The sequence below is a fragment of the Achromobacter sp. NCFB-sbj8-Ac1-l genome (assembly GCF_052695805.1).
In genome coordinates, this window is sequence record NZ_CP199812.1 from 3,070,893 (window position 1) to 3,080,434 (window position 9,542).

At 69.2% G+C, this 9,542-nt stretch carries 10 protein-coding genes; 5 read left to right on the plus strand and 5 right to left on the minus strand.

Annotated features, from left to right (window positions below; all coding sequences use genetic code 11):
* The first annotated feature begins 102 nt into the window (after positions 1 to 102).
* On the plus strand, positions 103 to 1,086 hold the full coding sequence (locus ACUDP5_RS14045; protein WP_445659033.1) for a Bug family tripartite tricarboxylate transporter substrate binding protein: 984 nt from the start codon (positions 103 to 105) through the stop codon (positions 1,084 to 1,086).
* 6 nt (positions 1,087 to 1,092) lie between these two features.
* On the opposite strand, the gene arsH is transcribed toward ACUDP5_RS14045, so the two are convergent.
* The 4 genes from arsH to ACUDP5_RS14065 are packed head-to-tail and all read right to left on the minus strand — an operon-like array spanning position 1,093 to position 4,557.
* Entirely contained in the window at positions 1,093 to 1,830 is a 738-nt protein-coding gene (arsH, locus tag ACUDP5_RS14050) for an arsenical resistance protein ArsH (RefSeq protein WP_445659034.1), read from the minus strand.
* Positions 1,827 to 3,155 carry an MFS transporter gene (locus ACUDP5_RS14055; protein ID WP_445659035.1) on the minus strand — a complete coding sequence of 443 codons (1,329 nt, stop codon included), beginning with the start codon at positions 3,153 to 3,155 and terminating at the stop codon, positions 1,827 to 1,829. The genes arsH and ACUDP5_RS14055 overlap by 4 nt, the downstream gene beginning before the upstream one ends.
* Positions 3,156 to 3,160: 5 nt before the next feature.
* The gene (locus ACUDP5_RS14060) at positions 3,161 to 4,234 is read right to left on the minus strand and encodes an ArsO family NAD(P)H-dependent flavin-containing monooxygenase (protein ID WP_445659036.1); all 1,074 of its coding nucleotides are present in this window, start codon (positions 4,232 to 4,234) and stop codon (positions 3,161 to 3,163) included.
* Positions 4,231 to 4,557, minus strand: coding sequence for an ArsR/SmtB family transcription factor (locus tag ACUDP5_RS14065; protein ID WP_445659037.1), 327 nt, complete (start codon positions 4,555 to 4,557; stop codon positions 4,231 to 4,233). The genes ACUDP5_RS14060 and ACUDP5_RS14065 overlap by 4 nt, the downstream gene beginning before the upstream one ends.
* Positions 4,558 to 4,628: 71 nt before the next feature.
* On the opposite strand from ACUDP5_RS14065, the gene ACUDP5_RS14070 reads away from it, so the two are divergent.
* From ACUDP5_RS14070 to ACUDP5_RS14085, 4 genes are all read left to right on the plus strand, one after another.
* Complete coding sequence (locus ACUDP5_RS14070) at positions 4,629 to 4,985, plus strand: ArsR/SmtB family transcription factor (RefSeq protein WP_445659038.1); 357 nt, start codon at positions 4,629 to 4,631, stop codon at positions 4,983 to 4,985.
* A gap of 15 nt (positions 4,986 to 5,000) precedes the next feature.
* Complete coding sequence (locus ACUDP5_RS14075) at positions 5,001 to 5,507, plus strand: arsenate reductase ArsC (RefSeq protein ID WP_263914556.1); 507 nt, start codon at positions 5,001 to 5,003, stop codon at positions 5,505 to 5,507.
* Between the two features lie 71 nt (positions 5,508 to 5,578).
* Positions 5,579 to 6,859, plus strand: coding sequence for an arsenic transporter (locus ACUDP5_RS14080; protein WP_263914557.1), 1,281 nt, complete (start codon positions 5,579 to 5,581; stop codon positions 6,857 to 6,859).
* Positions 6,860 to 6,934: 75 nt separating this feature from the next.
* Complete coding sequence (locus ACUDP5_RS14085; protein ID WP_445659039.1) at positions 6,935 to 8,158, plus strand: hypothetical protein; 1,224 nt, start codon at positions 6,935 to 6,937, stop codon at positions 8,156 to 8,158.
* 139 nt (positions 8,159 to 8,297) lie between these two features.
* Here ACUDP5_RS14085 and ACUDP5_RS14090 read toward each other — a convergent pair whose 3' ends face one another.
* Entirely contained in the window at positions 8,298 to 9,509 is a 1,212-nt protein-coding gene (locus tag ACUDP5_RS14090) for a hypothetical protein (RefSeq protein WP_445659040.1), read from the minus strand.
* Between the last annotated feature and the right edge of the window lie 33 nt (positions 9,510 to 9,542).

Genomic DNA, 9,542 nt, shown 5'->3' on the forward strand with positions numbered 1-9,542 from the left:
CCAACCAGGAGACCCGCCGAACCGAATCCCGCATCACGACCTCGTGCCCGATACATCCAAAACGCCGCGGGCACGCGCAACAGCATCCCAAGGAGACAAACCATGAATACCCCCAAGAGCTTGATATGCCTGGCGGCCGCCGCGAGCGCGTGGCTGGCGGCATCCCCCGCGCTGGCCGAGCAGGCGGCCTGGCCCACCCACGCCATCACCCTGGTCGTGCCCTTCGCGGCCGGCGGTGGCGGCGACACGCTGGCACGCCTGGTGGCCGAGCCGCTGTCGCGTGAACTGGGCCAATCCATCATCGTGGAAAACCGTCCCGGCGCGGGCGGCAACATCGGCACGTCCATCGCCGCGCGCGCCGCGCCGGACGGCTACACGCTGTCTTACGGCACCAACGGCACCCAGGCGACCAACCACTGGCTGTACAAATCACCCGGCTACAAGCCGAACGACTTCGAACCGATTTCACGCTTCACGGTGATCGCGGCGGCGCTGGTCGTCAACGGCACGGACGAACGCTTCAAGACGCTCGCGCAGCTGGTGGATTACGCCAAGGCGCACCCCGGCGAGCTGACCTGTGGCTCGGCCGGCAACGGCACCTCGTCCCATCTGGCCTGTGAACTGTTGAACCAGATGGCCGGAATCAAGGTCATGCACATTCCGTACAAGGGTGGCGGCGCCGCCATGACGGACCTGCTGGGCGGGCGCATTTCGTTTTTGATCGACGTCATGCCCAACGTATCGGGCCAGATCGCGGCGGGCAAGCTGCGCGCCCTGGCCGTGACGACGCCCGAGCGCGTGGCCTCCAACCCCGACATTCCCACCCTGAGCGAGGCCGGGGTGAAGGGCTACGAGTTTTTCGCCTGGGACGGCCTGTACGCGCCCAAGGGCACGCCGGCCGCCGTGCTCGACAAGCTGAACGCCGCCGTCAACCGGGCGTTGCAGCAGCCCGAGGTGAAAAAGGCGCTGGAATCGCGCGGCGCCATCCCGTCGCCGACCTCGCGCCAGTCGTTGGCGGAGTTCGGCGCCGAGGAATACACGCGCCTGGGCAAGGTCGTGAAGACCGCGGGCGCCGCCATCGACTGATGGCGCTCAGGGCGCCATCGCCTCGCGCGCCAGCCGCGCGACTTCCTGCGCGACACCCTTGCGTTCGCTGTAGCGGTCGGTCAGGTAGTCGCTGCGGTCGCGCACCAGCAGCGTGAATTTCATCAGCTCTTCCATCACGTCGACGACCCGGTCGTAATAGGACGACGGCTTCATCCGGCCGGCGTCGTCGAATTCCTGGAAGGCCTTGGCCACCGACGACTGGTTGGGGATGGTCACCATCCGCATCCAGCGGCCCAGCACCCGCAGCGCATTGACGGCGTTGAACGACTGCGAGCCGCCCGACACCTGCATCACCGCCAGGGTACGGCCCTGGGTGGGGCGGACGCTGCCGGTTTCCAGCGGCAGCCAGTCGATCTGGCTCTTGAAAACGCCCGTGATCGTGCCGTGCCGCTCGGGACTGCACCAGACCTGGCCTTCGGACCACAGCGACAGCGCGCGCAGCTCGGCCACCTTGGGATGGTCGGCGGGCGCGCCGTCCGGCAGCGGCAGGCCGTGGGGGTCGAAGATGCGGGTGTCGGCGCCCAGCCGGGTCAGGATGCGAGCGGCTTCTTCCGTGAGCAGCCGGCTGTACGAACGCTCGCGCAGCGAGCCGTACAGCAGCAGGATGCGCGGCGGATGCGTGGCGCCGCCGTGCAGCGCCAGGTGGGCGTGGCGGGGCGGATCCAGCAGGGTGTCGTCCAGGTTGGGCAGGGTGAGGTCGGTGAGAGAAGAGGCGTGTGTCACTGGGGCTTGCTCTGGGGGGAGGGGAAGGAGGGTATCGCGGCGGGGCGGCTGAACCAGGCGGCGAGCCAGAAGCTGGCCGCCAGCAGCAGGGCCACGACCACGATGGCGATCAACACGGTGCCGTAGGACGCGCCGACGGACCACAGCAGCGCGGCCCCGACCGGCGCCGCGGCGCGCGCCAGGGTCATGGGCACCGTCAACAGGCCGTTGATCGCGCCATAGGCATGGCGGCTGAGCATCTCGGGCACCACCATGCCGCGCACGATGGTGAAAATGCCGTTGGCGCCGCCGTAGACGACGCAGATCGCGGCCACGGTGGGGAAATCGGCGCCCAGAAATGCCAGCGCGCCAAACGCCAGCGGAAATACCGTGACGACGGCCGCACCGACGGCGCGCATCGACGCCTGGGCGGCGAACAGGCTGACCACGATGCGGCCGGCGACCTGGGCCGGCCCGATCAGGGCAATGGCCTGCACGACCGATGCCGTGTCCAGCCCGCGTTCGCGCAGCAGCGGATACATATGGAAGGTGAAGGCGGAGAAAGCCGCCGCGTAGGCGGTCAGCGACACCAGCAGGGCCCAGAACACGGGGCGGCGCAGCGCCTGCCGGACGGCCTGGCGGTTGTGGTCGCGCTGCGTCTGGGCAGTGGCGCCTGGGGCGGGCGGCAGGTCGCGCGCCGAGTCGATGAACAGCAGGTAGGCGCCGGCGCACACCAGCGCGTTCACGGCGGCCAGCACCATCAGGGCCTCGCGCCACCCCCAATGCGTCAGCAGCCACTGCACCAGCGGAATGAACACCGTGCTGGCAAAGCCGCCCCATAGCGTCAGCGACGTGATGCCGGCGCGGGAATGGGCCGGGCCGACACGGCGGACGACGACGGCAAAGGCCGGCTCGTACAGCGTGGCCGCCTGCAATGCGCCGATGCCTGCCACCAGCGCGTAGAACGCGGCCAGCGACGTCACCTGCGACCACAGCAAGAGCAGCGCTCCGGCCAGCAGCGACGACAGCCCCATCACCCAGCGGCCGTGGCCGCGGTCGACGGCCACGCCGACCGGAAACGCGGCCAGCGCAGCCAGGACCAGGCCCAGCGTGGCGGCGCCGTACAGATCCGGTTTGCTCCAGCCCAGTTCGGCGCCCATGGCTTCGGCGATCAGGGGAAAGCTGTAGTACAGCGACCCCCACGAACAGATCTGGCCGATGCCCAGCGCCGTGATCAGGCCGCGGGCCTTGTCGGGCGGCGTGGGCGGGGCGGCGTGCGGCACCGACGCGCAGGCGGTGCCGGCATCCGGGCCTGTGTTCGGACGGGAGGTCGTGAGGCGGGACATGACGGTCAGCCTGGGGCGTCTTCGAGGAAGGCGGCCACCTCGGCCGCCGTGGATTTGGCCGAGCGCATGATGCCGATCAGCGTGGCCGACGCGAAGCCGGTCCATTCGCCGTAGCCCACCAGCCACAGGCCCGGCACGGCGCAGGCCCGCGTGCCGGCCACGGCGATCTTGCCGTCGGCGTCCAGCACGCCCAGGGGCGCAAGCGGGTCCAGCGCGGGCTGGAAGCCCGTGCACCAGATGACGGCATCGACGGGGGATTCGCGGCCGTCGGGCCAGACCACGCCGTCGGGCGTGAAGCGCACGAAGGGCCGCACGGCCTGCAGCACGCCCCGGTCGCGCGCCTCGCGCACCGGCGGCACCATGACGATGTCGCCGAAACCGCCGGGCAGGTCGTCGGCCGGCCGGCCTTGCTGCATGGCCTGCCAGCGCAGCGTGGCGCGTTCGAACAGCACGCGGCCGTCCACCTCATCCGGCAGGAATTGTGGCGGCGCCTGCGTGACCCAGGTGACGTGGGCCGTCTGCGAAAGCTCGGCCAGGATCTGCGCACCGGAATTGCCGCCGCCCACGACCAGCACGCGCTGGCCCGCGTAAGGGGCCGGCGAACGGTAATGGGCCGAATGGGTCTGCGTGCCGCGAAAGGTGGACGCGCCGTCGATGGCGGGCACGAAGGGTTTGCTCCAGGTGCCGGTGGCGCTGATCACCGCGCGGCTGTGCCACGGGCCCTGGTCTGTCTGGATGAGGAAGCCGCCGTCTTGCCGCCGCACGGCCTGCACCTGCACCGGCCGGTGCACGGCGAAACCGTAGCGGGCTTCGTAGCGGGTCAGGTAGTCCACGACGTGATCGCGCGACGGATAGCCGGGTGTCGCAGGCATGGGCCAGCCCGGCAGCGAGCTCCACTGCGCCGGAGAAAACAGCCGCAGCGAATCCCAGGCCTCGCGCCAGGCGCCGCCTGGTTGCGGGCGGGCGTCCAGCAGGGCGACATCAAGCGCGTGCCGTCTGGCGAAGTAGGCCGTGGCCAGCGCGCTTTGGCCGGCGCCGATGATGACGACGTCGGCGCGGCGGGCGGGGTGGGCGGTCATGCCGGCAGGTCCGGGTCGGCCGGCAGCGGGGCGCACGCCACGCCGCTGCAGCATTCGGCCGTCAGGTACTTGACCAGCCCGAACATCAGGTCGGTGTTGGCGCGGTAGCGCATGTAGCGGCCTTCCTGTTCGACGGTCAGCAGGCCGGCCTGGGTCAGCGCTTTCAGGTGAAACGACAGATTGGTGGGCGGCAGTTGGAGTTCGGCGGCGATCTGGCCGGCCACGCAGCCGGCGGGGGCGGCGCGCACCAGCAGGCGGAAGATGTCCAGCCGCACGCCCGAGGCGAGCGATTCGAAGACGGTGACAGCGGTGTTTTTGTCCATGCAGCAATACTACAACTATTGTTGAACAATTAAAACTTTACACTTTTCGATGTTTCGACTAAAGTCGAATTATGGAAATGAAAGATGCCGTGAAAGCCCTGGCCGCGATCGCCCACGAATCGCGCCTGACCGTGTTCCGCCTGCTGGTGCAAGCCGGGTCGGCGGGTTTGCCTGCTGGCCAGTTGGCCGAGAAAGCGGGCATTGCGCCGTCGTCGCTGTCGTTCCACCTGAAGGAACTGGTGCACGCCGGCCTGTTGCAATCCCGCCAGGAAGGGCGGTTCGTCATCTACGAAGCCCGCTTCGAATCGATGGCCGACCTGCTGGCTTATCTCACCGACAACTGCTGCGGCGGCGCGCCTTGCGCGGTGCTGCCGCAGGTGGCGGGTACCCCAGCCCCCGCCGACGCGGGGCGCGCCGATCCCCTCTGATCCTTCTATCTCATCATGGCTGACAAGGTCTACCACGTACTCTTTCTGTGCACGGGCAATTCCGCCCGCAGCATCATGGCCGAAGCGCTGCTCAATACCCTGGGCAAGGGCCGCTTCCAGGCCTACAGCGCCGGCAGCCACCCCGGCGGCGCCGTCAACCCGTTCGCCTTGGAAAAGGTGAGGGTGCTGGACTACCCGCCGGAACGCCTGCGCAGCAAAAGCTGGGACGAATTCGCGGTGCCGGGCGCACCGCAGATGGATTTCATCATCACCGTCTGCGACAACGCCGCGGGCGAAGTCTGCCCCATCTGGCCGGGCCAGCCGATCTCGGCGCATTGGGGCTTTGAAGACCCCGCCGCCGCGCAGGGGTCCGACGACGACAAGCGCCGCGTCTTCGAAAAGGTGTTCCGCCAGATCTCGGCGCGCATCAACATCTTCGCCAACCTGCCGCTGGCCGCGCTCGACAAGGCCGCGATCCAGCGCGAACTCAAGCAGATCGGCGCCGAACCGCCGGCCGCCTGACGCACGCATGCCGCCACAGGGCGCCGGCCGGCCGCGGCCGCGCCTTTTTTTCATCTTCGACAGACGTATTCATGCTTACCGCCATCGCCATCTTCGTGTTCACCCTGGTCCTGGTCATCTGGCAGCCGCGCGGGCTGGGCATCGGCTGGAGCGCCAGCCTGGGCGCGGCGCTGGCGCTGGCCTTGGGCGCCGTGCACCTGGCCGACATCGCGGTGGTGTGGCAGATCGTCTGGAACGCCACGGCCACCTTCATCGCCGTCATCCTCATCAGCCTGCTGCTGGACGAAGCGGGCTTTTTCGAATGGGCCGCGCTGCACGTGGCCCGCTGGGGCCGGGGCCGGGGACACGCGCTGTTCGCCTTGATCGTGCTGCTGGGCGCGGCGGTGGCGGCGCTGTTCGCCAACGATGGCGCGGCGCTGATCCTGACGCCCATCGTCATGGCGATGCTGGTGGCGCTGGGTTTCAGCCCCGCGGCCACGCTGGCCTTCGTGATGGCCGCCGGCTTCATTGCCGATACGGCCAGCCTGCCGCTGATCGTGTCGAACCTGGTCAACATCGTGTCGGCCGATTTCTTCGGCATCGGTTTTGGCCGCTATGCGGCGGTGATGGTGCCGGTGAACGTCGTGGCGGTTGCGGCCACGTTGGCGGTGTTGTGGCTGTATTTCCGCCGGGACATCCCGGCGCGGTATGACGCCGCCTCGCTCAAGGCGCCGGCCGCCGCCATTCGCGACGCCGCCACGTTCCGCGCGGGCTGGGTCGTGCTGGCGCTGCTGCTGGTGGGGTTTTTCGGGCTGGAGCCGCTGGGCGTGCCGGTCAGCGCGGTGGCGGCCGCGGGCGCGGCCATTTTGCTGGCGGTGGCGGGCCGCGGGCACGTCATCAGCACCCGCAAGGTGCTGCGCGAGGCGCCCTGGCAGATCGTGGTGTTTTCGCTGGGGATGTACCTGGTCGTGTACGGCCTGCGCAATGCCGGGCTGACGCAACTGCTGGCCGACGTGCTGAACGCGCTGGCGGGGCAGGGCCTGTGGGCGGCCACGTTCGGCACCGGCTTGATATCGGCTTTCCTGTCGTCGGTCATGAACAATATGCCGACGGTGCTGGTGGGCGCGCTGTCGATCGATGCCAGCCAGGCCAGCGGCGTGGTCAAGGAAGCCATGGTCTACGCCAACGTCATCGGCAGCGACCTGGGCCCGAAGATCACGCCCATCGGCAGCCTGGCCACGCTGCTGTGGCTGCACGTGCTGGCCCGCAAGGGCACGACGATTTCCTGGGGGTATTACTTCAAGGTGGGCATCGTGCTGACGCTGCCGGTGCTGGCTGCGACGCTGGCGGCGCTGGCGCTGCGGCTGGGGTAGGCGGCTGCCGCACGCGCATCGCTCGGCGCGCAGGATCGGTATCATCGGGGTTGGATCATCCGACGGGCTTCCCGATTGAAGACCAGAAACTACCTCTTCGGCATCATCGTTTCCTTTGCATTGGCGGGCTTCCTGGCCTTCCTGGGCATCGTGGCCGTCACCGCCGACAACCTGGGCTGGGGCGTGGTGGCCCTGTTGAGCTACGCGGTGATGTTCGGCGGGCCGGCGGCCATCGTGCTGGTCGTGACCTGGGTCGTGTACCTGGTGCGGGATCGGGGCAATGTGCCGGCACGCGTCCATGGCCTGATGTTCTTGCCGACGCTGTTGGCCGTGTTGATCGTGCCCGTTGATGATTCCATCCGCCAGGGGCGGGCGGACCGCTTCCGCCAAGGCAATCCGGCCATCGCCGAGACGCACGTCAATCTTGCCGGCCACCCGTTGGGGCTGGATTTCCGCCAGGCCTCGTCATCATCGGGCGGCTCGCAATGGCTGGAACCGGCTTCAGGCGCCCAGACCGGCTTTACCAGCCTGCGGCGCTATCCCGGCCCGGACGTCGTGGCCGCCGGCACGTTTCCGTACGACGGCGATCGCCTGAAGGCCGGCGCCACCCGCTACGCGTACTTCAACTTCGACGGCACCCCCACCGGGGTCGATCTGCCGTTGCAGCGCCTGCCGTACCCGGACCTGTCCAGGCTGGTTGCCGCGTTCGCCTATGGCGAGGCGGCTCTGCTGATGCACCAGTATTTTCACTATGCCGACCACGTCGAGGTGGCGCCCGGCCTGGCGCGATTTGCCGGCACGACCGAAGACGCGATGACGTCGGCCGCCATCCCCGGGCTGACGCTCTTCAGCCTGGAAAACTACACGCCGCAGACGCTGGTGCGCGTGGAAATCAATGGCCAGACACTGGATCTTCAGGGGCCGGCCCGCAGCCTGGCCGGCATGCGTTGCGATCCGCCCCGCGGGAGCAGCCCCGCGGTGGCGGACCTGGACGCGCCGCTGACGGTGCGGTGGCAGACGCGCGAGGACGCCCCGGCCTGGCACGAGGCGAAGGTGGCGGTGCCGCCGTTCGGCGCGGCCAGCAAGGCGGACGGCGGCAAGCCGTCGTTGCCGCAGGTGCGTTTGTATGTGCTGCCGGACGGTTCCGTTGCCGCCGAGCGCTACCGGGAAATCCGCGCGCGCGGCGGCGATCTGGCGCTGCGCACCACCGGCGTGCCGCAGGCGGCCAAGGCGCATACGATGTGCGGCGGCGCGTACGCCAACTACAACCCGCAGACGGTGAAGCTGCTGGCGGATTAGGCGGGGCCGTGGCGGTCCATGCATACGCCTGAAGGCGGCGGGTGCAAGCCTTGACGACCAACCTTGGCGCATCGGCGTGGCGGCCAGATATGTGGCCAACCCTGGCGCATCGGCGTGGCGGCCAAATAGGTGGCCAACCCTAGCGCACCGGCGTGGCGGCCAGATACGCGGCCAGCGTGTCGCGCGTATCCGGCAGGCCCACCGTCATCCGGGCCAGTCCGGCATTGCCGTCGCGGGGATTCCAGAGATCCGGGTTCGCATGCAGGGCCAGCAAGACGGCATGCTGCGCGGGCGACAACTGCGCCGGCAACGGCGGGCGCTGGCCCGGCCGAAAGGCGGCTGCCTGGTCGGGAAAGGCCAAGGTCAGGATGCGGCCCCATTCGCTGTTGGCGAGCAGGCCGCCCTGTGTCCGGGCGATCAGGGCCAGCGCCGCGGGCAGCAGTTGCGCAAGGGGCACCTGGCGTTCGATCAGCGCGCCCAGCAAGGTCAAGCGGGTATGCATGGGAAAGTATGGCGGCCGCTGCGTGAACCAGGCGTCGACCTGGTCCGGGCGGGTCAGGGCCGTGACCAGGATCGCCGTGCCGCGCGCATCGGGCACGAACAAGGCGGCGCAGGCGCGGATGGCGTCGTCGGCATCGTCCAGCCAGCGGGATACGTCGCGACCCAGCTGGCCCAAGGCCAGGACCAGGCCGGCGCGGTCGTCCCGTGCATCACGCGCGGCGCCATCGTCCAACCGTGCCTGCAGGCGCGCGGCGACGGCTTGGGCCGCGGCGCTGTCCCGGGCCATCACGCCCCATTGCGCGGCGGCGTTGACGGCTTCACGGCGAGTCTCGTTGTCGTCGTCCGACAGACATGGCGCCAGCGCAGACAGCACATCGCCTGTCATCGCATGCAACGCCAGGAAGGCGTGGCACATCAAGGTCGAGATCAGCGGCGAGCCCCAGCCTTCCTCGTCTTCGCCGTCTTCATCGTCGCGCAGATGCAGAATCAGCGTGTCGAGATCCGCGTCGCTGGGGTAGGGGTCGGCCTGCGGCGGTTCGATCGCATTCAGGCTGTTGGCGACCTGGCCCAGGAAGGCGACCAGCGCGGCCATCGTGTCCGCGTCGAGGGCGGCGCGCGCGGTGGCATCGCGCAGCAGCGTCGTGATGACACCGACCGCGGCGGGCGTGGCGGAATAGATCGTGCCCTGGTGCAGGATCGCGCTGTACAGATGCGTCAGCGCCGCCTGGCGCTCGGCGACTTGCGGGCTGGCCAGGTTGCGCAGGTGGCCGGGCGTGTCGTCGGCCACGCCATAGGCGTGAAACAGGCGGCCCCAATCGGTGTCGTGCAGCACCGTCTTCCAATCTGACAAAACTGTTCTCCCGGGTCTTGCGTCAGCGCAGCA